Annotated in this window: 14 protein-coding genes and 2 pseudogenes; 8 read left to right on the forward strand and 8 right to left on the reverse strand. The window is 62.6% G+C overall.

What is annotated here, in order from left to right; translation table 11 throughout:
* Positions 1-498 precede the first annotated feature (498 nt).
* Together NUW12_09220 and NUW12_09225 are read right to left on the reverse strand one after the other, a co-directional pair.
* Positions 499-1,857: an Lpg1974 family pore-forming outer membrane protein gene (locus tag NUW12_09220; protein MCR4402940.1), complete on the reverse strand. Its 1,359-nt coding sequence runs from the start codon at positions 1,855-1,857 to the stop codon at positions 499-501.
* A 1,086-nt stretch (positions 1,858-2,943) separates the two neighbouring features.
* A pseudogene (locus tag NUW12_09225) lies at positions 2,944-3,480 on the reverse strand (GrpB family protein).
* A 490-nt stretch (positions 3,481-3,970) separates the two neighbouring features.
* Here NUW12_09225 and NUW12_09230 point away from each other — a divergent pair.
* The gene (locus tag NUW12_09230) at positions 3,971-6,121 is read left to right on the forward strand and encodes a thioredoxin domain-containing protein (protein ID MCR4402941.1); all 2,151 of its coding nucleotides are present in this window, start codon (positions 3,971-3,973) and stop codon (positions 6,119-6,121) included.
* 213 nt (positions 6,122-6,334) lie between these two features.
* Here the strand turns inward: NUW12_09230 and NUW12_09235 are convergent, their stop codons facing one another.
* On the reverse strand, positions 6,335-7,591 hold the full coding sequence (locus NUW12_09235; GenBank protein ID MCR4402942.1) for an NAD(P)/FAD-dependent oxidoreductase: 1,257 nt from the start codon (positions 7,589-7,591) through the stop codon (positions 6,335-6,337).
* A gap of 444 nt (positions 7,592-8,035) precedes the next feature.
* On the opposite strand from NUW12_09235, the gene NUW12_09240 reads away from it, so the two are divergent.
* The 5 genes from NUW12_09240 (at position 8,036) to NUW12_09260 (ending at position 14,232) form a co-directional block, all read left to right on the forward strand.
* Complete coding sequence (locus tag NUW12_09240) at positions 8,036-8,587, forward strand: GNAT family N-acetyltransferase (GenBank protein MCR4402943.1); 552 nt, start codon at positions 8,036-8,038, stop codon at positions 8,585-8,587.
* Between the two features lie 130 nt (positions 8,588-8,717).
* Entirely contained in the window at positions 8,718-9,194 is a 477-nt protein-coding gene (locus NUW12_09245; GenBank protein ID MCR4402944.1) for a DUF2059 domain-containing protein, read from the forward strand.
* A gap of 291 nt (positions 9,195-9,485) precedes the next feature.
* Complete coding sequence (locus NUW12_09250; protein ID MCR4402945.1) at positions 9,486-9,974, forward strand: SRPBCC family protein; 489 nt, start codon at positions 9,486-9,488, stop codon at positions 9,972-9,974.
* Between the two features lie 800 nt (positions 9,975-10,774).
* Entirely contained in the window at positions 10,775-13,378 is a 2,604-nt protein-coding gene (locus NUW12_09255) for a UvrD-helicase domain-containing protein (GenBank protein MCR4402946.1), read from the forward strand.
* Between the two features lie 113 nt (positions 13,379-13,491).
* Complete coding sequence (locus NUW12_09260; protein MCR4402947.1) at positions 13,492-14,232, forward strand: methyltransferase domain-containing protein; 741 nt, start codon at positions 13,492-13,494, stop codon at positions 14,230-14,232.
* Positions 14,233-14,907: 675 nt separating this feature from the next.
* Here NUW12_09260 and NUW12_09265 read toward each other — a convergent pair.
* The 5 genes and pseudogenes from NUW12_09265 to NUW12_09285 all read right to left on the reverse strand — a co-directional run bounded on the left by NUW12_09265 (position 14,908) and on the right by NUW12_09285 (position 22,712).
* Positions 14,908-16,527: pseudogene (locus NUW12_09265) on the reverse strand (DUF2207 domain-containing protein).
* 495 nt (positions 16,528-17,022) lie between these two features.
* On the reverse strand, positions 17,023-17,352 hold the full coding sequence (locus NUW12_09270) for a helix-turn-helix transcriptional regulator (protein MCR4402948.1): 330 nt from the start codon (positions 17,350-17,352) through the stop codon (positions 17,023-17,025).
* A 42-nt stretch (positions 17,353-17,394) separates the two neighbouring features.
* Positions 17,395-17,766, reverse strand: a complete 372-nt coding sequence (locus NUW12_09275; GenBank protein ID MCR4402949.1) for a type II toxin-antitoxin system RelE/ParE family toxin — start codon at positions 17,764-17,766, stop codon at positions 17,395-17,397.
* A gap of 115 nt (positions 17,767-17,881) precedes the next feature.
* Entirely contained in the window at positions 17,882-21,919 is a 4,038-nt protein-coding gene (locus NUW12_09280) for a UvrD-helicase domain-containing protein (GenBank protein ID MCR4402950.1), read from the reverse strand.
* 421 nt (positions 21,920-22,340) lie between these two features.
* Positions 22,341-22,712 carry a hypothetical protein gene (locus NUW12_09285; GenBank protein MCR4402951.1) on the reverse strand — a complete coding sequence of 124 codons (372 nt, stop codon included), beginning with the start codon at positions 22,710-22,712 and terminating at the stop codon, positions 22,341-22,343.
* A gap of 519 nt (positions 22,713-23,231) precedes the next feature.
* Here NUW12_09285 and NUW12_09290 point away from each other — a divergent pair.
* A complete protein-coding gene (locus NUW12_09290) occupies positions 23,232-23,381 on the forward strand; it encodes a hypothetical protein (protein ID MCR4402952.1) in 150 nt (49 codons plus the stop codon).
* Positions 23,382-23,406: 25 nt separating this feature from the next.
* Entirely contained in the window at positions 23,407-23,964 is a 558-nt protein-coding gene (locus NUW12_09295) for an HD domain-containing protein (GenBank protein MCR4402953.1), read from the forward strand.
* Positions 23,965-24,277 lie beyond the last annotated feature (313 nt).

Below are 24,277 nucleotides of genomic sequence, written 5' to 3' on the forward strand. Positions count from 1 at the left end.
AAATCGGGTGAAAACGAAACGAGGCTTGCCCAAAAGCCCAGCTACGATGGCTGGGCTTTTGCTGTTGTGTTGGGCATTCGCTTACTTCCCGGGAAGAGGCGGTTCATGGCCTGGGCCGCCTCTTCCTCGCGACGAGGTCGTCCTCGCGAACACTCTTCTGGACTCTGAAGTTGTCGATTCCCGGTGAGTTTGATCGCGCTTCCTGCGATCGTCGCCACTCTGGAGATCGCCGGTGAGAGCTTGCTGATGATAAGTGAGCCGGGAGACGGCGCACCCCATGTGCGCTCGTCCTTCTGTCGAAGGGGCTAGAGTGAACTTGTCGCGATTGTACTCAAGCCCACCTGCGTGTCTAGGAGTTTCCAGGCAGTGTCGAACTCGGACGCCCCTAGATTCGGGAACGGGGACAACCCGTGAGACGGGAAAACGGCAACAAGACAAAGCGCCCCACCGCGGGGGACGGGGGGCGCCGCTGCTAAGGGGGCGGGAGTCCCGCTGACTCTAGAACCGTAAGCCAATGCCCAGTTTCCAGCCTGAGAGCGAAACGTCCGAGGTATGGTCAAGCGTCCATTGATCATCCGACATGACGCCGTTTCCGTTCAACCTGCCGAGCGCCGCGCTGACCCCGCCGGGGCCACCTGTATAGATGGGGTAATGCCACCGGGGAGCCATCGGGAGGCCCTTCCACAATGCGTAAAACAAGCCACCCTCAACGAAGATGCTGTCCGTGACGTCATACTTGAGACTGAGGTCGACCTGCGTCGCGATGGCATTGACCGCCTTCGTGGTCTCGGCCAGGTTCATCTCTCCGCTCAGTAGCACGTGGTCTTCGTCTTGATAGGTGACTTCTCCGTTCTCCGACTCCGTGTAGGTGTCGCTCATGGCATCCACGTCCGTTCCGCGGCCCCTGAAGGTGGCTGTGCCTGCGAGGTAGGAGCCGATGGCGGAAAGCGAAATGCCGAAACGGTTGGTAATCTCCCAATTGCCGGTGAACCCAACCGCGGGTCCGATGCCTTGGTAGGACACACTGCTCGACGTGTCGATGGACACATCGTTATGGTAGGTATCGTTGTACTCATGTGAAGTGTCTTCGTATAGGTAGGTATAGGTGTAGCTTTCATGGAACACCACGCCGAGGTGCTGGTCCAGGTCCTCCTGCCAGGTGGTCCTGTGGAGGCCGCCAAGCACATTCACCTGTATCGAGTCCCCTTTTACAATCGGGTGCTCAGCCGTCACGTACATCGAGCCGAGACCCAGCTTTTGGGAGGCGCTCCATTTGGAAGCTCCCGCCTCCGGATCATAGGCCGACGTGTATTCGTATTCGTAACCCTCACCGGTGTAATCATATATTGCATGCGCCTCATACCAGCCGGGAAATCCACGGTAGTAGTATACGTCCAACCCCATATCCCAGAAATCCACAATGCCGCATGACCACTCCCAGGAATCGGATTCCTCGTCATAGTGCTCATAATAGCCGGGCACGCTCCCAGACGCGCTTGCCTGCCCCTGAACGCCAAGCCAGGACACGGCAAACCGGGTATTGCCGACCGTGTACCCGAGGCTGAGGCGCCAGGGCGTGCCGCCTATCGTCGGGTGCAGCGCGATGGGGGTAGTTGTCCAGCCGTACTCCTCCAGCCACAGCCAATCGCCGTTCCTGTCTACCTCCGGTAGCGCATCCTCCTCAGAGTGCTCTTGGTAGTAGAATACTTCCGCGCCAAGGTCTTCATCTGCGCCGCTCAACGACATCCCGAGAAAGACATCGAGCTTGGCGTCGAACCCTGAGCCCAGAGCCGCACCGGACACCGTCAGAATCGCGACCATGACCAGCACTAACGTCAAGACGGTTTTGCGAAACACTCTTTCGAGTCCCTCCTTCTTGGTGATCGTTCCCCCCGAGAGAACACCTTCCCGCGGCCCCCCCTTAGCGGCTAGGAAGAAGGAACCCACCCTTGTGGGCGGGTTCACCTGGCTCCATGGTACCGCCAATGACCATTCCAGGTACCGCTTCTTCGCGCCACAGTCCTTCTGACTCTTCACTATTATCGTGACATTTCCTGCGTAATCGGAAAATAAATTCTCATCACACGGTTGCGGACAGTTGCGTGCCGGGAAGCACGTCGCAAGGAGACAGGGCAGAGCCCCTCGTGGAGCTTGAGGCTGGGCTGCAGAGGCCTGAGGAACTGAGGGTTCCGGAAGGCGTGTTCTGCAAGCGCAAGGATGGCACCGCTACCGCACTTGGAAAGATGAGTCATGAGGAACGCGGTTACACAGAAACGCAGCTCTGTGGGCCGATACCCTGTGAGTACGCCATGACCCTGAGAGCTATCAAGTGGACGCCGAGCAGGGTTCCTACACCGTGACCTACATCGTGATCGTGGCATCAAGGATGATTCAACCGAGCATCGCAGCTAGATCGGTCGGCAAAGCCATACGCACCACCCGTGCCACGATCTCCGCTGCTACGTCGGCCACTGTGCGCCCGTCCGTCTGCACGAGATAGTCCTCTATCGCGGCTTGTCGCAGGCCGTCAGCCAATTCTGCTGCGCGTTGCAGGTGCCACTCAAGGCTGTGCCCGCGTTCCCGAGCACGAACCCTCTCCTCCAGAACCGGCAAAGAAGCGGCAAGCCGCACGACCACAATGTCCGCCCCCGGCACGGCATCGCGGAACCCCTCGAGTTCCTCTCGCGTTTCCACCACCCGTGCCATCACGAGACAGCGTGCTCCACATGAGCGGGCATTGCGCCACACATGGGCCAGATTGGCGCAGCCGAGGCCATGTCCAAAGCGATCGCCGGGTGAGTATGGGTAGCAGGCGGTGAGGACGTCGAAATCGACTAGCGCGTGCGGCACTCCGGCGGATGACAATGTGCCGGACAGCTCACTCGCCACTGCGCTCTTGCCAACGCCCACCGGCCCGCTCAAGACGATCACGGGCACCCGTCTCCACCACGCTAGGGCGGTGCGTTCGGTATCTTTGACGAAGGCGTCCTTGCCGTCCATGTAGGCTGCGATGTCATACGGAAAACGGAGCGCCAGCTCCTGCTTGAGGGCGGCGTACCTGCCTGCCACGTCTGGATGAGCGCGCAGGTAATCGCGAAAGGCAAGGTGCCGGTCTATCTCTGGATTGCCGGCAGCGTACGCATGGACATGGTGTGTGCGAACATGGCGCGCGCGACGTTCGACCCCCTTGCGGAAATACCGTCGGCCAGGCAAGCCGAATTCCCCCATGGGCTCATAGCCGAGCGCCTCCATGTTGCTGTTCAGGCCGTCCACTGCACGGATATCCCGCACAACTGGAAGGATGTCGATGATCGGCTTCGCCGCCAGCCCGGGGACGGCCGTGCTCCCGATGTGGTGGATATAGATGACTTCGCGCCCCAGCGCAGCCCGCAGGCGCTGGGCCTCCTCTTGGAATTGCCGCGACCAGGCAGGATCGTACGAGACGACCCTTACTTCGCATCCGGAGTGTTGACTGGACATTTGACCTCCCCATTTCATCCGCAGCCTTTCTGGAGGTGACCCGGTTCCGTGGTCATTCCAAGGCTATGCGACGGAGTCCCTGGACCACGAACAGGTTCGCTCTGTGAACGCGCATCTCCTTTTGACATTCCAACCTTGGACCCTGCCTTGGACTCTTGCAACTGCCCATGCTTGCCTCATGCGTTCCGTGTTACAGCGACACCACCATGGGAGGCTTTAGTCCAAGCAGTGCCTGAGTCTGTACAACTGCTCTGGTGTTGATTCGAGGGACGCGTTCTTCGACGACCCGCCGGGGCCGAAGCGGAAGCCGAAACCCGGGTCGGGGTCGGTGTGGGAGCTAGAGCTGGGGCGGGGTGTCTTGAGATCTGCACCTCTTGTGGAGCTGCCGCCCGTTGCTGCCCAGGGACCTTCGGGAATGCCACGGCCTTCCGTGGCCCACAATAGCCACGGACGCAGGTCGCAAACACAAGAGAAATGGAGGCTCCGCATTGTGAACCGCCTGGCAGCCTGCAAGAGCCCCTATCTCCTTCAGCACGCCGAAAACCCGGTGGATTGGTACCCGTGGGGAGACGAGGCCTTCCGTCGCGCGAAGGAGAAGGACAAGCCCGTCTTCCTTTCGATAGGTTATTCAGCATGCCATTGGTGCCACGTAATGGCCAGGGAGTCATTCGAGGACCCCGAGGTCGCGGAGGTCTTGAACCGGAATTACGTGGCGGTCAAGGTGGACCGGGAGGAGAGGCCGGACATCGACAACGTGTACCAGGCTGTGTGCATGGGCCTCACCGGTCAAGGCGGCTGGCCGCTCACCGTGATCACGACCCCCGACAAGAGGCCCTTCTTTGCCGGCACCTACTTCCCCAAGACAGCACGGTACGGGCGGCCGGGCCTCCTGGAACTCCTGAAGGAGATCGCTCGACGCTGGACGCAGGACCGGGACGGTATTCTCGATATCGCGGAGAACATCATGAACTCCATCCGCCAGGCGGCTCGGCCTCGGGGCGCGGAGTCAGTGCTAGGCCGCGGCGCGGAGGCGGCGCGAGCTCTAGGCGCGGAGGCGGCGCGAGCGTGGGGCGGGGAGGAACTGTCGGCGGCCGATCTGTCCGAGGCTGCCTTTCACGAGGCTTACCAGGAACTCGAAACCGCCTTCGACGAGCGGCACGGAGGATTCGGGCATGCCCCCAAGTTCCCGGCGCCGGCCAACCTGTCCTTCCTTCTTCGCTACCACCGGGTGACAGGGGAGAGCCGAGCCCTATCCATGGTGGAGAAGACCCTTGTCGCCATGCGCCGCGGCGGCATCTACGACCAGGTGGGTTTCGGATTCCATCGCTACAGCACAGACCGTAAGTGGTTGGTCCCGCACTTCGAGAAGATGCTGTACGACAACGCTCTTCTTGCCCTTGCTTACCTCGAGGCGTACCAGGCGACGGGGAAGGAGTTCTATGCTCGGGTGGCCCGGGAGGTCTTCACCTACCTCGCGCGTGACATGCGCGCTCCCGACGGCGGCTTTGCCGCGTCCCAGGACGCGGACTCCGAGGGGAAGGAAGGGAAGTTCTACACCTGGACGCCAGACGAAGTTAGGGAGGTACTAGGGGAAGAAGACGCAGACCTCTTCTGCCGGTACTTTGGAATCACATCTGAGGGAAACTTCGAGACAGGCCGCAGTATTCCCAACCTTCTGGCGTCCGAGGCGGGAAACCTTGAGATAGCGGGTGGCTCGGGGCACATGGATGGGGACGGGGTCGAGGAGAGGCTCGCCCGAGCGAGGGAACGGCTTCTCAACGCGCGGGCCAGGCGCGTGCACCCCGGCAGGGACGACAAGGTCCTCACGGCATGGAACGGCCTGGCGGTGGCCGCGCTCGCCCGGGGTGGGCGTGTCCTTGCTGAGGCCTCATACGCTGAAGCTGCCGCCCGGACCGTGGACTTCATCCTGGAAACGCTGCGCCGCCCTGACGGCAGGCTACTCGCGCGCTACCGCGAGGGCGAAGGCAAGTTCCCTGCCTACCTGGACGACTACGCCTTTCTCATCTGGGGTCTCATCGAGGTATGGGAAGCGACGTTTGAGGCGGCTTACCTCAGGGTGGCGCTCGATCTCGCCCGCGCACAGTTGGACCTGTTCTGGGACAGGGAGCGGGGCGGGTTCTTCTTCACCGGCGCAGACGCCGAGGAACTGCTCGTACGAACCAAAGATGCCCAGGACGGAGCGTTGCCTTCGGGCAACTCCGTGTCCGCCCATAACCTCCTGCGACTCGCCTCTCTCACGGGGGAGGAGGAGTGGAGGGAGAAGGTTCATGCTCTCTTTCAGGCGTTTTCCGGCGAGGTGGCTGCCCATCCATCGGGCTTCCCATTCTTGCTCACAGCCTGGAAGCTATCGGAAACTCCGCCCACGGAAGTGGTGATCGCTGGTTCATGGGAGAGGGAAGACACACGGCGGCTATGGGACGTAGTGCGGGGTCGGTTCATGCCGGAGGCCGTGATCCTGCACAACCCTGGCGGCGACCGAGGGAAAGCCCTCTCGGCTCTCCTGCCAGCCCTGACCGGCAAAGATGCGGCGGCGGACGGGCACGCCCTCGCCTACGTGTGCAAGGGCTTGAGCTGCCAAGAGCCGGTGGCGGACCCTATGAAACTGGAGAGGCTCCTTTGAGCCGCTCTTGGGCCGCAATCCCAGGAGCCGCCTGATCCGAGTTCCGTGTCCGAGTTCCATGCGCCTGGACCGACTCGTTCCGGTTCGGCCATATCTCCGGCCGGCTTGCCACTGCTTGCCGCTGATCCTGGCATGGCCCAGGCATGTCCGGTACGCCTCGCTCGACCTGGCAATCGGCCACCCGTAGTCGCCGGCGCGGCCAACCGCCTCGGGTCACTTGCGCCTCGTGAACTGGTCTATGAGGATGTTCCATGCCATGTTGGCCAGATAAGGCGCGTGCTTCCATTTCAGTATGCCTTTGAGGAGGCTGGCCTGTTTGTCTTTGGCGTCGCAGAACTGGTTCAGGAAATCACTCTTCTCCCGTTCGCACAACCGAAAAAGCGACTCGAAGCTGGCGTTCGAGCTCATCCGGTCCCACATGAACCGGTAGAAGAGCTGCCGATTGTAGTAGCTGAGCAATCGGTATCGTTCCTCAATGCGCGGCAGGAACAGTTTCGGTGCTCCGTGATTACCCGACAGATACTCCGGGATCAGTTCGCCGGCCACCAACCCTGACACCACGGCACCCTTGATCCCGTCACCACTGAAGGCCCCACAGAAGCCTGCTGCATCCCCTAACAGTACCACCCGTTCATCCCAGACGCATTTGTGGTAGCCGCCGATCGGCACATATCCTCCATAGCTTGTCTCTGGTCGTTCCGGGTCGAAGACGCTGATAACCTTGCGTCTGATCATGGTGTCAACCAAGCGTTCGAGCAACCGGGCCTTCTCGGCGCCGGGCGAGTACGTGGCGAGTCCGATGCGAAAGTACTTCCTGCGTCCGATGAAGTTGGGCGCGATCCACCCGCCGTATCCGAGGGAGAAGCTGCCAAACCAGAGGTGGTAGACTGTCCGGTCTGGCATGTCTCCGAGCAGGCAATCTCCTTCGTACACGCGCTCGTAGGCGAACAGGAACTTACGATTCACTCCCAATCCGCGTCCTGCCTGCGCAACCGCAGACCGTGCGCCGTCAGCCCCAACCAGGAGTCTCGCGCGGGCCTCCATCTTCGTTCTGCCCGAGGTGCACTCGACCGCCACCGAGTAGTCGCACCCGGGCTCGAGGCGGTAGCGCTCAAACGTCGTGCCGGTAAGGATCGTGACATTGTCGCCGCATCTGGCCACCATAGCGAGTAGCAGCTCCGGGGTATTGGTCGAGAAGATCCACGGAAAGTCCGTTCTGGACACGAACCAGCGGCTAAAGGACGGATCGACGACGCAGATGTCCACGATGCGGTTGGTTACGTAGCGTTCGACGTCCACGAGCGATCCGATGAGGTTCTTGGTCGTGACGGTAACGAGACCTGTGGTGGCTGCTGCTGCGTTAATGCGCTGCTTCTTTTCGAGCACGAGGACCTTCAACTCACGCGGGAGACGGAGGGCCAAGCTGAGCCCGGCGAATCCAGCCCCGACTATGATGACGTCGTACTTCACTCTGGAGCCTCCTTAACCCCCTTGGAAGCTCGGCGGAGGCTCAACCACCTTCGGCCGCCGCTTCGCACTCATGACCGCGTCTCATGAGACCGTCAGGCCATTCCGATTCTCTTGCCCGACATGGAGCTTACCACGTCTGCTTGCAGTTCTCAACCCAGAGCAGACTGCGGCGTCGGATGCATGTTGAGCGACTCCATCCCATGGGGAACGAGGTGACTCTCGCTAGTAGGTGGCCCAGACGAGGTTGGTCAATCGCTTCCGGCGAACTTGGGCGGTTTTGGGCCTGGGGACGGCTGGACGAGCAGGGATCTACGACATTCAGAAGAAACAGGAAGAGAAAGCGGTGGAGACGATACCAGGGCAATGGGGTTATTGGCAGTCCGGCGGAGCTGAGCTAGCGAATGGGAGTGCGCAGGCTAGAGCAGGGGCTGAAGCAAGAGAGAGGTGGGGCGCGTGTTCGTGGATCTTCATGAGGCCAATCCAGACATAAGAGAGCAAGCTGCGTGCGTGCTGTTCGAGGCCTTTCGAGATCGGAACATCCCGGCCTGGACCACGCTTGAAGACGCCCGCAGAGAGGTTAGTGAATGCACCGAGGATGAGTATATATGCCTCGGTATCATGGAGGGCAACAGACTGCTTGGCTGGGCGGGCCTTCGGCCGATGTACCACCACACATGGGAACTGCACCCAATGGTCATTCGGCCGGAGTGCCAAAGGAGGGGGCTTGGGAGGAGGCTGCTCGACGAAATCGAGAGGGAGGCTCGTAGCAGAGGAATCATCGGCATTGCGCTCGGGACGGACGACGAGACTTTCGAGACGAGTCTCTCCCTCAAGGAGCTGAACGCCAGCAACATATATGACGAGCTCAAGAACGTAAGGAATCTCGGGAAGCATCCATTCGAGTTCTATGCGAAGTGCGGGTACATGGTCGTTGGGGTCATACCAGATGCCGACGGACCGCGCAAGCCAGACATCTGGATGTGGAAGAGACTCTAGCAGGCCGTAGCCTCGTCGGCTTCGTCCCACGGCTTCTAGGATCGGCGGCGGACGTGGTCAGCGGATATGCCGGCGACGGTGTCCATGTTCAGCCCTCTTCCGCTTCACTATCGCCGATGGAGGGATCGCCATGAGGAGCCTACTCATAGTCACAGTCGCGGTGCTTGTGTCGATGTTCGGAACAACGTGCGTAGCAGCGCAGAGTCTCACGGATACTCATCTGCAGGCTGCCGAGGAATTGCTGATGGAGATGAATGCGGAGCAGATGTTGGCAGAATCCATCAATGTCATGATCGATGCCCAACTCCAACAGACTCCTGAGCTAGCTCAGTTTGAGGACGTCATGCGCGCTTTCCTGGAGAAGTACATGAGTTGGCAGTGTCTTAAGGAACACATGGTGCGGCTCTACGCAGAGGCATTCACTGAGCAGGAGCTGCGAGAGATCGTTGCCTTCTATCGTTCGGAGACCGGCCGGAAAGCGATCGAGCTGACTCCTGTGCTGATGAGCAAGGGAATGGCTTTGGGGCAACAAGCTGCGCAAGATCACGTGCCTGAGTTGGAGCAGATGATACTGGAGCGAATGCAGGAATTGAGCAGCGTCAACTAACGTGGAGGAGCGTCCACGGATGGTCCGCGCGCGGACGGTCCGCGCATGTTCCCTCTCTGTACCGGGATCCTCCTTGCGCGTCAGACAACGACTGTGCCTGTGCCCGAGGTTCGGGTGGCAAGGGATGGGCAAGAGACTGTGTGCTCTGACCTTGAAGGCAGCAGCAATGCGGCGATGGCAATGAGTCTCTCCTCAGACTCATTCTATGGTTCAGCGGTATCGGGGCTCTTGGGATAGTGGCACAGGCGGAATCAGTAGTTGGACAGGAGTCCACGCGAGGGGGCTGCAGTGATGTTCACTATCGAATCGTCCATGTACGTTCCCGGAATGCGTGCCAGACGCGTCATCGACTTCATGCTTCACCCCGCTGACGACCTGTATCGAGACTGGTGGCCGGGAACGCATCTTTCGATGCACGCATTGAACGACTGTTCCGGTATCGGACAAGTGGTTTACATGGAAGAGTTGGTCGGTGACCGTCGTATCAGAATGAGGTGTGTCGTCACCGACCTTGATCCCGATCGGATTGCCTGGCAGTTCATATATATCGTGGGATTACCGTGCTCGCTCGTCATCAAGATTGATGACGATGACGAGGGCGCGACAATCACTCACACGATAAGGGTAGGGTACTCTGGACGACTTGGGCGACTTCTGGACCCACTCTTCAGAGTATACTTCTCGAAACGATTCGCCCAGATGATGAGTGAGCACTTTACCGTAGAGTTCGCAGCATTGCCAGGGGTCCTTGAGAGACATGGGTCGCGCTCATCTGCCTAACAAACGTGTCCAGATGACCGGACCGGGCGCGGTCGGTGGAGATCCCGGCGTTGGAAATACCGCGTCCGGTCTGGGTGCTGCAGGAAGGGCATCGGGGGGTCCGTCGTGTGCTGAAGGATCGGCCTCTCATCGCGGCACATGGAACTACATGCATCAACCGGACCCCGGCTGCGTCGCGGGGCCGGACATGTCGCTGCTGAGAAGAGTTGGCGACCCACAGGGAACGCCTTCTTCCCCTGTCAATCGCACGTGCGATCATTCCCTCACATGTCGGTCACAAACGAACCCACGCAGGTGAGCCGTCGGCTACCCGCACGCACCTTGTGCCGGGTGGTCAATGATGCGTCGGGCTACGCTGTGATGCGCCGAGGTGCGCCGGGATGCCCGAGATGATGCGTCAGGATGCGCAGGAATGCCGCGGAGCGCGGCGGGACTCCTCTATTGGACGTCTGGCCGCAGTAGGTAACCCAGGACTCAGCGAACGGATGAGCTTGTCCCGCTCCGACTCTTGGCGTATCATGGTATTCAAGGGACATAGCTCCAAGAAGAATGCCTGAAGAGCATCGGGACTAGGAAAGTGTTGGCGAAGCCCGACTGGAAGCGGCCATGGTCCGGGATTCTCCCTGAAGGACTCCCCTCGGGAGCTTCTGTGGGACGTCTGGCGATGATCTGACGGTTGCGGGGATGGCAGGACCAGGAGGAACGCACCGGTGTACTCTCTCTAGTCCCACCGCAGTGAGTCCCACAGCAGTGCCCGGTCCTGCAACGGTCTTGCGGAAGAGGATCCTCCCGCAGTGCCGATGACACGGGAGGATGGCGTGGGAGGGATTGCCGTGGCGGTTGAGCTGGATGAGAACCAACTTGAGGTCGCCAGGCATTTGACCGGAGGTCTGCTGGTCATGGCGCCCGTAGGCACGGGCAAGACGCTGGTCCTCGCCGAGCGCATGGCATACGCAATCGCCTCTAGGATCCCGCCCGAACGCATTCTGGGGCTCACGTTCACCAATCGAGCCTGCAACGAGATGCGTGAGCGAGTGAAAAAGCGTTACCCCCAGTTCGCGTCATCGGTCAGAATCCAGACGTTTCACGGGCTCTGTGCGACTATGCTTCGCACGGAGGCGAGGTACATAGGTCTGCCATGCGACTTCGTCATCTACGACGAGGCCGACTGCCAAGAGGTCATCAAGGAGCTCGGCGGCGACCCTGGTGAGGTGAGGAACATGCTGGCTGCAATACAGGGCGCCAAGGTGGACGCACCTCTTGAGCTCATATCGGCATCAGATCTATGGTCGCTAGAGCGTCTGTTCAGGCGGAAGTGCCCTGACTTGGCCGGGCTGGCCGTAAGATACCAAGATGTGCTGAGGACTCGACATGCTCTCGACTTCGCAGACCTGGTGCTGATGGTGCGCGTAACCCTCAATGCGCACCCGGACGTTCGGAAGCGCTGGGAGAACCGGTATGACCTCGTCCAAGTAGACGAGGTCCAGGACACTCACCTGTCCGAGTACGAGGTCGTCCGATATCTCGCAAGGCGCTCGGGCAACCTTGCCCTCGTGGGCGACATGAATCAGACCATATACGAGTGGCGCGGGTCAAGACCAGGCGAGCTGCTGACGAAGTTCTTCGAAGACTTCAAGCCCGTCACCACCATGTCTCTCGAGATCAACTACCGCGCCACGAGAGTGCTCGTGCAGGCCGCGAACGCAGTTGCCAGCCGCCTGAGACGGTATGTCAGTGGGGTTGCCCAGGGGACAGAGGGGCACAGGGAGACGGCCGCCGCAAGTAGCACTGCGGTTTCGCCACAGGCCGGTGCAGCGCGGTCCGCCCCAAGAGTCCGGGCCTGCCGGCCGTGTCGGCCGTCCGCGGCCGCAGAAAAGGGGGAACGGATCGGCATTCGGCGTTTTGACAACGAGCACAAGGAAGCCGATTGGGTCTGCAGCGCCATTCGGACGATAGTGGACACGCGCTCTGTCCGCTATAACCAAATAGGTGTCCTAACTAGGACCAACGGGCGGGGCGAGGACATTTCAAAGGTATTCGCGAGAGAGAACCTTCCTCATGTTACCGTGGAGCAGTTCCAGTTCTTCGCGCGAGAGGAGATAAAGGACGCGCTTGCTTGCCTGAAGATGCTCATCAACCCAAGAGACAAGGCCAGTGTCACCAGAGTCCTGCTGAAGCTCGCAAGAGGAGTGGGCGATTCCACAATCAAGGACATCAATGTGAGGAGCCAAGGAACCGGCCTTTCCCTGTCCGATCTCATCATGTCCTCCAGTTTCATCCATGGCGATCCCTTCTATAGGCTTATCCAGGCATGGGACTCCGGCGGGATAGTCGTCTTGGATGTCGAGACGACGGACATCTACGCCGATGCCGTGGAAGTCATAGAGATCGCCGCAGCGCGAGTCGTGAGGGGCAAGGTGACCGGCACTTTCAGGGCCCTCCTTCGAAACACGGTGCCCGTAGGCGCAAGCGAGATAATCCATCACTACAGCGACGATATGCTCCGGGAGGCCGGAGAGGAGGCCGCGGACGTTTTTCGCCGGTTCTTCCGGTTCGCTGCCGACTCAGGCGGGATGCTTGCAGGCCACAATGCTCAAGCTTTCGACGTTCCGGTCATCGAGTCTCATGCACGCAGACTGGGATTATCCCCGCCCGGTTGGGTATGCTACGATACGTTGGATCTGGCTCAGAGGTTCATTACGTCGCCTGGATACAGCCTCGGAGTCCTGGCCCAGACGCTTGGCCTCGAGCACGAACCTACTCACAAAGCCTTGGATGATGTCCTTTGTACCTGCGACCTGTTACGGGAGCTGATGCCGCTTATCACGAAAGGTGCCAGTGACAGACAGACTGTCGTGCTCAGGCACAGCCAATACCTCGAACCATTTGCCCGGCTAGTGGACGGTTGGCGAGCCAAAGCGAGAACCGAAAGGCCACCGGACCTGCTTGATGAAATCTTGGAGACTTCCGGGATAAGACGCCGGTATGCCAAGGAGCGTAACCGCCTGGATAACCTCGATACTCTGTGTCATTTCTTCCGCGTCAAGGATGAGCACGATCTGGAACCGTGGGACGCGCTCCAGCACCTCACGAAGATGTGCGCGATCTCGACGAACGTCGATCTGATCGCAGACGACGACAACAGGGTTCCAGTCATCACCGTTCACCAGGCCAAGGGCCTCGAGTTCGACTACGTGTTCCTTGTCAGCGCCACGGCCGATCAGTTTCCCTCCTATCTAGCCGTCAGGGACGGCAAGTTCGACGAAGAGGCCCGGGTCTTCTATGTGGCAGTAACCCGGGCGCGCAAGCAGCTTTTCATCAGCTACCCGACCAGGCTCGGCGGATACTGGAAGAAGCCGAGCCCGTTCCTAGAGTATTTCGATCCGGAGTGCGTTTCGACGTAGATACGCGGTAAAGGTCGCGCGCCGGCGCCAATCCCCATTCCGCCTGGGGCTCCGACGGGCCGGGCAACACGCGTATCAGGAGAGTCGGTGACGAAATGCCGTCGCATGGAGGGATTGCCGTGTCACTGCGTTTTCACGAAATCGCCGAAGCGTACCACCGCATCCTGAATCCGTTCACCGAGGACCAGTTGATGCTGTTGGGTGAGATCTGCCGGTTGCACCCTGGTCTCAGGCAGTTGGACCTGGCCTGCGGCAAGGGGGAGATGTTGTGTCGCTGGTCGCACAAGTACGGGATCAGCGGCGTGGGTGTGGACATCAGCACCGTGTTTCTTGAAGCTGCGCGAAAACGAGCCGTAGAACTGGGCGTGGCGGATAGACTGACGTTCGTCCAGGGCGACGCCGGAAAGTATCCCGGGCCGACCCATGACTTCGACGTGGTGAGCTGCATCGGCGCGACATGGATCGGCAACGGCCTGGTCGGCACGCTGGACTTGATGAAGCAGGCGCTCAGGCCTGGAGGGCTAGTCTTGGTCGGCGAACCCTACTGGATCGAGCCCCCGCCGGAGGCCGCCTACGCCGCCCTGGAGGTCGGCAAGGATGATTACGTGACCCTGGACGGCACGCTCGATCGGTTTGAATCGGCGGGCATGCACCTGATCGAGATGGTTCTGGCGGATCACAACGGCTGGGATCGGTACGAAGCGCCGCGGTGGATGGCGGTGGACGACTTCCTTCGCGCCAACCCGGATGATCCCGACGCGTCGGCCCTGCGCGATTGGAGCAGCCGCAACCGTCGGGTCTACTTGCAGTATGGCCGGCGCTATCTTGGATGGGGCGTGTTTGTCCTGAGGTAGGAGGTGCGGGCGTCGGACTGCAGTTCTCGACACGATTCGCCCAGCCGTCATGACGTCGCGCGTTTGGCCGTGGCTGCCGGCTCGCACGGGATAGCGATTTCCGGCGCTCTCAGCGCCTCGTTGATGACGGTCACCTCTCACCCACCAACAGATGGGGAAGCACCGCGGCATAGTCTCCGGTGAGGGCGGCTCGTCCGACATCGAAGGTGTGAGCATACTTGCGAGCGCACCGAGCGGACGGGTTTGACCTGGGCGGCCTCTATCCTCTGGCATCTGGCTAGGGCTGGCTAGGGCGCGTCGCGTCGCGCGGTCATAACGCGGCCAGCACGAGAACCGGCCGTGCGCTCTCCAGACTATGGTAAGGAGGCCGAGACATGTCGGCGCCAGCCCCCGTCCTAGATCGCGCCGGTCAGCCCTAGTCCGCCCTAGTGAGCACTAGTCTGCGCTGCCGCCACCGCCGCCCGCGCCGCCACCGCCACCTCCCGAGAAGCCGCCTCCGCTCCCGGACGAGGACGACGCTAAGCTCGTCGCGATGGCATGCTCCAGCGACGTTGCGAGGCCTGTGAGGGCGCTCCCGAGGTCCGCGCCCGCCGAGGACACGAGCCACGCCTGTGCGAATCCCGTATGCGCGCCCGGCTGCGACAGCTCGGGGAATACCAGCTTGAGCTGGTCGATTACCTGTCTCGCGACGCCCAGCGTAATCGCGTACACGAGATAGTGCTCCCACAGCACGAGGGCCGGAACCGGGACGTCGCGCAAGGATGAGAAGTCCAGGAGGAATCGACGGAATGCCCTCCACATGGCGAACTCGGTCTGGCCCTTCCTCGACCGCCTCTTGATGGCCGCCGAGAGGATGACGATGATGACGCCGGTGACGGCCCATACGACGCTCGATACGACGAACGCGAGCGAAAGAACCGACAGTGCCACTCCAGCCAGCACGAGGCCGAGGCCGCAGAGGACGCCAACAAGTCGCCCCGTCGAAGAGGACTTGTCGAAGAAATCGTTGCGCTTCGCGTCGTCGCGTACCTTTGCCTGCCAGTCGCGGTAGTAGTACGCGAAGGTGCCCGGCTTCTTCTTGGCATAGGCGGTGATCTCGTCGAAGGTCACGGATTGGCCGTCGCCGATCGTGTAAAGGAGGATGTTGTACAGCGCCTTCTCATGGTCGAGAAGGCTTTCATCCTTGCCCTTGCCCGTCGCTCGAATGACGTAATCCACGTCGGTGGCCATGCGGAGCAGGCCGAGCATTCGCTTGCGCTCGGTCCTCCGCTCCTCGATGGTCAAATAGCCGCGCCTGGCGAGGTCCGTGACCGTGGCCGTGAAGTCCGCGGCGGACGGAGATCCGAAGCGCCACAACACTCCGAGCTCGGCCGGGGTGTATGTCGCAGGGAGCTCGCGATAGTAGTCGCCGCTGAACTCGGGCGTGTATTCGCGGTCGTAGCGTCGGTACAGGAACAGGAACCAGCACGCGAGCGCAAGGAGCGCCACCCCCGGCGCGAGGAAGGCGTTGTACTTGCGCAGCCGCGTCATCCGAGCCTCGCGCTCGGCTGCCCTCTGTCGCGCCAGGTTGGCCTGACGGGCGAGTTCCCCTTCCTCCTCGAGAATGGCGGCGAGCGCATCACGCCCCGATGAGCGAGCGACGGCTGGCACGAGGGACTTGGGGAAGACTATGCGCGCCTCGACGAAGGTCTTCGCTGGGACCGGTGCTACGCTGAGCGAGACTCGCGTCGCGCTGTCTATCGACACCACACCCCAGAGCGGACCGTGCGCCCAGGCCCGTATGTCTTCCTTGGCCGCACCAGGTGGAAGGTCGATGGTGATGTGGGCGGCCTCGGACGAGACGTCCCACTCGTCGCCGATGCACTTCCAGTAGAGCTCGGCGACGTCGTTGTGAGACACGACCGCGCCCAGCATCCGATAGGCCAGCGAGAATGTGCGATCCTCGTCCTCAGCCCTGAAGTACCAGGCCACCTCGACCTGGTCGGCGGTGCGGGTCACGCGATACGTGCCGGGGATTCGCTCATCCGCGCCGCCTGCTCCGCCAGTCGCGGTCGACGCTGCGCCACCGGTCGACGAGACGTCGCGGTATTCTTCATCTCCCTCGAACACGCGGATGTCCTCGAGGGAGATCCCCTTATCCAGCGGGATCCACTGCCTCACTCGCGAGAACTCACCGTCGAAACGGAATGTGCGGTCCTCGCGGACGAGCAGGGAGCCGTCGGACTGCACGGCGGCGTGGATGTTCACCTTGACGACGGAGAACTCCTTCGCCAGCGCGCTCGGCGCGGCGAGCATGATGAGGCCTGCCATCACAACGGCGGCCATGAGGAGGAGTGCCACGAGCTGGGACGCCGCCCGGGAGGCCGCGCGTGTGGACCTACGTCCGCGACGGGGACATACCATTGCCAGCACCACCTTTCACGATGCGCACGACGGGCTCGCGTGGCTCTGTGCTCCACGCTTCGCACATCGCCGTCCGCGGGTGTAGCGAAGCCTCTGCCCATACCATCACATATGCTCCGGATTGTCGCACATACTGCGGATTATACGGATTATCGAGATCAACACTTACATTATCTGCATTCGGCACCTCGGGATGGGCTCCCGCCAACGTCCCGGTCCAGGGATGGGGCACGGGGAGACGAGGTCACTCGTGAACGCAGTTTCGAAGTCCTTTGCGGTTCTGTACGCTTTCATGTAACCCGGCGCTCCCTCTGGAGAGCCCCACGAACGCCCCATGTTTGCCAGACGGTTCGCTTCCGGTTACGTCCAAGGAACGATGGAATGGGGTCACGCCTTGGCCGGAGCGACCTCAGCTCGCCCCTGCTTGCTCTTGTCCCGAGTCGACGGAACGAGGTCCATCTGAAGTGAGCAGTCCAGCACGCGCGCCATGCGGTTCAGGGTGCGCAGGGTGACGTTGAGGAATTCACCCGATTCGAGCCTCGACACGACAGACTGCGATGTGCCCATGCGCTTGGCCAACTCCTTTTGTGTGATGCCGAGTCTCTTGCGCTGTTCCAGCAATTGAGAGACTACCCGGTACGCGGGAGCCAATTCGTCGTAGTGCTGTCTGACCTCGGGGTCGCTCAAGAGCCTTGTCCTGAATTCATTCCACTCCATCCTTCCTCACCTCTCAGCACAGACATGAGGTGCCGCCGCCGGTCACTGTCGGCGCTCGCGCCTTGGACTTTCTCGGCGAGCGACCCAGTCCCTCATGCGTGAATCTGCCACGTCCAGCTCCTTCTTCGGGGTCCTATCGCTCTGCTTTGTGTATGCATGCAGGAGCACAAACTCGCTTGGCCCAAACCTGAAGAGAAGAACCCTGTGGAGCCTTTCACCTTTGATGCGCAGCTCAAGGATCTCGCGCGTCAACCCTTTCATGTATGCGGTGCCAAGCAGGTCCAAGCCCTCCTCCTCGAGGAGATCGATCGTATGTACGATGCGAGCCTTGTCGCGGCTGGGCGCTCGCTCGATGTAATCGGCGACGGGGATTCGGCCAGATGCTGTCTCGAAAAGAAGCACACGCCATCTCACAGTGCCAGCTCCTTCACAACAAACGATATATCATAAAAGCGATATCGTCAAGAGAACTAGGCTCGTAGAGTAGGGAGACCACGCCCGCACGGCTGGCCCGGGGCGGGGGTGGGCACTAGAACAATCTATGTTGGTGGAGAGGCGGCTTGCGCGTTCCGGCAAGGTCCCTGTCGCCGGTCGTGCTGACGACCTCCAGGACTTCCGCGGGTAGCTCGCGGACGAACCGGGACCGGCTGTCGGGTTGTGCCGGCCCGACGAGCACGAGAGCCTCGGCCGCCCTCGTGAGGGCGACGTAGAAGAGCCTGCGCTCCTCAGCGAGTGCCTCGCCGTCAACGGAGTCCTTCCACGGCACGACTCCGTCGGCGAGCCCGACGAGGATGACGGCCGGGAACTCGAGGCCCTTCGCTGCGTGCATGGTGAGGAGGCTCACGCCCTCGCCGTGGTGCACGCCGTGTTGCACGCCCTTGTGCGCGCCGAGGTGCACGCCGTCGTGCGCGGTGGGACGCGCGCCCGGACGCGCGAGGTCCTCGCGGCGTTCGTGGTCCGTGTCCTGTCCGGTCGTCAAGCGAAAGAGGAACTCAGAGAGTGACACGTCGCGAGCGGCCAGGGCGACCTGGCGGACGGCGCGCGATGTCGCCGCGGCCTCGGATCCAGCGGCGCGCACGAGCAGGTCGGAGGCGGGCGCCACAGGCGCGAGTGCGGCGAGCTCGGCGAGGAGATCGAGGAATGCCTGGAGTCTCGCGCGCGCTGCGGGCGTGAGACTGTCTGTGGCGGCGAGGGCTGCGGCTGTCTCAGCCAGAGGCGAGCAAGCCGAGCTGTAGGCGGCGCTGCCGGAAGCCGGGCCTGCTGCCTGCGCGCTCGCCGCGAGCAGGGCGAGGGCCTCGGTGCCCGGGTTGAAGCGCGTGTCGCGGAGCGCGATCATGAAACGCAGATCCGTCGGCCTGTCCACGCAGCGCAGGATGTCCAGGGCCTCGCGGACCGCCGGGGTGGATGTGAGCGCACGCTGGCCGAGGACGCGGTACGGAATGCCCTCCGCGAGGAGCGCCTCCTCGATGGGGTCGGCCTGGCGGCCCGTGCGGAAGAGGATGGCGATCTCCCCCAGGCTGAACGGGCGATCAGGTATTTCTCCACTCTGGCGATCCGCGGCGAGCATGCCCGTCCCGCCGACCAGGCGCTCGATCTCTCGCACCACCGCTCGCGGCTCGGCTTGTGGTGAGTCGATCGGGACGTACCGGATGAGCGCGCCACCACCCGGGCGGGAGACCGAGACGTTCGCTTGCGTGACCGGCGTCAGCACGGCGTTCGCGGCCCGCACGATCGTGGCGGAGCTGCGGTAGTTCAGGGAGAGGCGAACGTGCGTCGCCTGCGGAAAGTCCGCGGCGAGCTGTGCGAAGAAACGGCGGTCCGCGCCACGGAAACCGTAAATGGCCTGGTCCGGGTCGCCGATCACGAAGAGATTGCTGCCGTCGCCTGCGAGCGCGCGGACCAGCTCGTACTGGACGGCATTCACGTCCTGAAACTCGTCTACCAGCAGGTGCGTCGCGCGCCTTCGGGCAGCAAGGCCCGCCAGGCTGTCGTTGCGTCGGACTATGTCGAGCGCTCCGAGGAGCAAATCGTCGTAGTCGTAGGCTTGGGCGGCGGCGAGGAGTTCTTGGTATCGCTTGTACGCGCGGGCGAGCGGGGCGGGCACCCTGGGATCGCCCGGCCGAACGCCGCGGCCTTTGAGCCGCGAGAAGGCTTCAGCGGGATTGGAAAGCGGCGGCGCCGCGCCGGCCCCGCCAGCCCCGACAGCCCGGATAGCCCCGTCAGATCCGCCAGACCCGTCAGATCCGTCAGATCCGCCAGACCCGTCAGATCCGCCGGAGCCGCCAGCTCCAGCAGCTGCGCCAGCCCCGGCAGACCCGGCAGCTCCCGCCAATTCGGCAGATCCGGCAGCCTCCACAGACCCGGCAGCCCCCGCCGATCCGGCAGACACGATGCCACCCACAGCCTCGACTGCCTCCGCAGCTAGCGCCGCTGCCTCGCGGCTGTCGAGCACCACGGGTCGCACACCGAGGCTCTCGGCGATGACGTCCGCGCAGAAGCGGTGGAAAGTGCCCACGGTGACGCGCGAGGCCGCGTCGCCCAGCAAGGCGTTGAGGCGCGCGCGCATCTCGTCCGCCGCTCGGTGCGTAAAGGTGATGGCGGTTATCGATTCAGGAGGCACGCCCTCGCCGATGAGGAACGCCACGCGATGGACCAGCGTGCGCGTCTTGCCCGTGCCGGGCCCCGCGGCCACGATGACCGGGCCGCGGCGCGCTGTGACCGCGTGTCTCTGCGCCTCGTTGAGGCTGTCGAGGAGGCCGCCGACGGGCGAGCGTGCCGTCGCTAACGATGTGGCGAATGCCGTTGCGGCTGCGGTCCCGAATGCCGGCTTGGGCGCCGCTCCAGGCGCTGTCCCGTGTGCCGGCTCTGGTGCCGTCCCGGGTACTGCTTCGGGTGCTGTTTCGGGCTCCGGCCGCATCTCGGTAGCTGGCGCGGACCCCGGCGCCAGCTCCGCCGAAGCCTCCGCGCTCGGGTCGGTGGCGTCCCCCTGCGGGGCGTGGGGGGCGCGCGGGGCACGCGGGACGCGGGGTACACGGGTCGCGCTCCCGGCGCCGCGGCGCGTGCCCATGGAATGCGTCCCGGGCAATGCGAAGAGAAGGGCCTGTCCCGAGAGCTCGCGCCTCTCTTCGGCGGTGAATATCGTGAGCTTCCCATACTCCCCGTCATACCCAGGCCGGTACGAGACCTCGCCGTGCCTTACCCTGCGGACGGCCTCGGCGACCACCGGTCCCGCGAGCGCGGCGATGTCGTCGAGAGGTGCCTCACGAAGGAGCGGGATCTCCGCGCCGAGCTCATGGATGAGCTTGTCCTCGAGGTCGCGCACGCGACGGCTGGCGGGGCCCACTCCGAGCGCCTCCGCCAAGATCTCACCCAGCGACACGAGTGACCGATACGGGTTCGCGCCCGGCGGTCGAAAGCCCTCGGGCCTGTCAGCGAGCTCCGCCACGCGGTGCAGCACTCCGATGGTGACCGGACGGCCGCACACCGGGCACAGGCCCCCGGCGGCCTGGGTCTCCCTCGGGTGCCAGCACACGCCGCATGCCCTGTGGCCGTCATAGTGGTACTTGCCTTCCTCCGGATAGAACTCGATCGTCCCGGCGACGCGGGCTCCCTCGATCCTGCGGAGCGCGTCCGATATGCCCTGGTAGGAGAGGGGCGCATCGAACTCGATCGCCTCGCGACCGAGCTTGTCCGGGGAATGGGCGTCGGAGTTCGAGACGAGCGTGAGGCGGTCGAGGGCGGAGAGCCGCCAGTTCATCGGCGGGTCCGACGATAGACCCGTCTCGTACGCGACGATTTCGGCCGCGAGATCCCCGAAACACTCCTCGAGAGCGTCGAATCCGGAGTTCGCGCCGGAGAGCGAGAAGTGCGGCGTCCAGATGTGAGCGGGGATGAGCAGGGCTCGTGGCTCGACATCGAGGATGAGCGCGAGGAGAGTGCGACTATCCAGGCCGATTATCGGCCTGCCATCGGCCTCGAGGTTTGCGCCGCGCGCCTCGAGGGCGGCGCTGACACGCGCGGCCGCGTCGAGGCTCGGCAGGAGGACGACGTGGTGGATCTTGCGGGTGCGGCCGCCTTGCTTGTAGATGCAGCTGATCTCGCCGGTCACCACGAAGCGGACTACGGCCGCCATGTCAGGCGCCGAGGCTGAGTCCTCGCAGCTCTCTGCGCGCGAGCCGTCAGTGCTGGCCTGGGCTCCAGCGCCCGTCCGCGCGCCCACGCTTGCAAGCGCGCCCGCTCGCGCTTCCACGCTTGCCTGCGTTCCCGCCCGCACGCCCGCCACCGCGCCCGGGCCCGCCTGCGCGTCCGCCCGCGAGCCCGTGCCAGCCTGCGCGTCCGCGGCGTCATACTCACGCAGGCGCTCACGTAGGCGATAGAGGCCTTCCTCCTCGGCTTCGATGAGCTCGTCCCCGAGCTCTGCGCGCCACCCGGCATGGGTGAAGTCCCCCGTGCCCAAGACTGTCAGACCTTTGCGCGCCGCGGCGGCCGCGAGGGGCCGAGGCCGGCAACGGTCGCTCGTCGCGCGCGAAAAGTGTGAGTGGACGTGAAGGTCAGCGAGGTATCGCACGTGCATCATCCCTGCGTTCAGTGTGAACTTGTAAGCTGCAAGCGAGTACGACTAATGGGGAAGTATTACGCCATACGGTCGGGAGTATCCTCTAGATACGGCAATTCAGACTGCGTGGCCGCTGCGTGAACACCGAGCTCCCATTGGAGAAGTCCCCGGTCGTGGCCCCGCCGGACAAGACGAGAAGGACGAGACCGGAAGGACGAGATCCGTGATCCTGGGTCCGGCGGCTATCATCGGCTCGGAAATGCGAGCGAGGACGACTCCCGTCGGCCCAGGAGGATCCCCCTCCTCGTGCCGGCGTATCAGAGCGCCCTGCGATCGTGGGCGCGACCCCCCGATGCAGACTTCCTGGCCGTCCGCCTCGCGTGGGAGGCGTACCGGAAGGTGGACCTGAGCTGGTCAGTCCGCATTCTGGCGGCTACTCCGAATCGAGCTCGTGCTCCACGATCTCCTTGATCTTGCGCTCGAGTTCCTCGAGGTCAAGCCCGGCCTCGTCCTTGATGCTCTTTCGGAGCATCGGGCCGACCTGCTGGATGTCGTCCAGGAGGTCCTGAAGAAGCTCGAGGGCGGCTGTTGCCTCCAGCACCTCGCGCGGCGTCCTGACCATGCTCGCGAGTATCGACGTCTCGGTCCTCGAGGCCACGAGCGGGCTCTGCAGCTGGTCGACATACACCCTGGTACGACGGCCCGGCCCCCGGTCGTCCTCTATGGGGTCGAGGGCGATGATCCTATCAGCGCGCACATACTTGCCGTAGCCCAGGGGGATGATGGTGCGTTCACGGATCTCCATCGCGGCTCACATCCTTAGCCCATCTGGGCTTAGGATGTCCGGACGACGCGCGGTCCATCACTATACGCTACGCTACCGCACGGTCGGTTGGTCGGTCTTTTCGCACTCAATGCTGACACTCTCTGGTGCCAAGCAAGGGGTCGAGGCGCGCTCCGCTGGTCGCAGATCGGTGGGAGCGGCGGTGGCCGTCTGCTTGATCGCGATTGGGCTCGTTCACTTGTCGGGACTGATTGATCCAGTCTTTCCGGTGCATCAGGAAGGGAATGTGGCCTTCGCGGAGGAACCAAGAGGAAGTTGGAGGCACAATTCGTGGCACTGGCGTGTGGGGGCACAAGCGCGGCCGCGTCGCCCATTGGAGTGCGGCTCGTGATCACTCCATCTTCTGATCGCTCCACTTGCAGGGAAGAGAATCATTGCAAAGGGGATTGCTCGACATCCCGAAGTCCCACGGGCGCTGGACGAAGCAACCGCTGCACGCCTTGACGGGACGATGGACGGGTACGTGGCTGAGGAGGTGCTTTGCGAGATCAGACAAGCGGCCGGATTCAGTATGAGAAGCGCGTGTCGTCCCCCGTTTCGGGGGAGGTCCTCACGGAGATTGACGCTCTGCCGCTCCCGACAGACGCCAGGGCTGATATGATCGCGGCCGGTGACGTCCTGCTATACTAGACTGAATATGGGGGAGGTTTCGGTGTTGGACAAAGAGGAGATCATGAGACTGACAGAGGAATACGGCGGAAAGTATGGTCTGAACCACAGCAAGCGCATACTTCACATCGTCTCTCTCATTGCAGGAGACCAAGAGTACGACCGCGATGTGGTCTGGACGTCAGCTTTCCTGCATGACTGGGGCAGTTACTCGCCATGGAAGGTCGACGGAATAGATCACGCGATGAGGTCGAAGCAGGTCGCTGAGGGGTTTCTGACGAAAGCGGGGTGCGATGAAGGCTTCATTGGACGAGTGCTTGAGTGCATTGAGCTTCATCACAGCGGGACCCCGGATAAGAGCATAGAGGCCAAACTCCTCAGTGATGCTGATGCCATCGACTACCTGGGGGTCGTTGGCGTACTCAGGGATTTCTCCACTAAGCCCAGGGATCTCAGGAAAGCATATGAAAGCGTTGAGAGCAGGAAAGAAAGGCTCAAGAGCATCCTATTCTTCGAAGAATCCAAGGCTATGGCGGCTGAGAGAATACGGAGAGCCGAGAGGATCCTGTCCGAATTTGTAGAGGAGTCGTTCGGCTGTTTCTAGGGGGCTCTTTGGCTGGAGAAGCCCAGCTACGCCGTATGAGATGTATGCCCGCTCGTCTTGGTGTTTCATCCCCAAGTGCAAAGACGGGGAAGAGGCCAGCGTCTTGCTGGGTCTGCGCCGGACAGCGAATGGACAGGCTAGCTCAGTACGGCTGAGTACTGGGTACCAAGGATCATGCGCGTGCGCAGTCCGCTGACCTGTAGCCCGCAGGTCCAAGGACTGATACAATGGGGGCGCAGGAACTGGAAACCGACGATATCGGCCAGAGTCTATCTGTGAGGGATGCCGTGGGAGGCGCTGTGGAAGGTGCAGC

Source organism: Bacillota bacterium, assembly GCA_024653485.1.
GTDB lineage: Bacteria > Bacillota > SHA-98 > UBA4971 > UBA4971 > UBA6256.

Coding starts and splice junctions, on each gene's coding strand:
- NUW12_09245 (MCR4402944.1), top strand. CDS start 8,718: ATGAGGAGCCTACTCATAGTCACAGTCGCGGTGCTTGTGTCGATGTTC.
- NUW12_09250 (MCR4402945.1), top strand. CDS start 9,486: ATGTTCACTATCGAATCGTCCATGTACGTTCCCGGAATGCGTGCCAGA.
- NUW12_09255 (MCR4402946.1), top strand. CDS start 10,775: ATGACACGGGAGGATGGCGTGGGAGGGATTGCCGTGGCGGTTGAGCTG.
- NUW12_09270 (MCR4402948.1), bottom strand. CDS start 17,352: ATGGAGTGGAATGAATTCAGGACAAGGCTCTTGAGCGACCCCGAGGTC.
- NUW12_09285 (MCR4402951.1), bottom strand. CDS start 22,712: ATGGAGATCCGTGAACGCACCATCATCCCCCTGGGCTACGGCAAGTAT.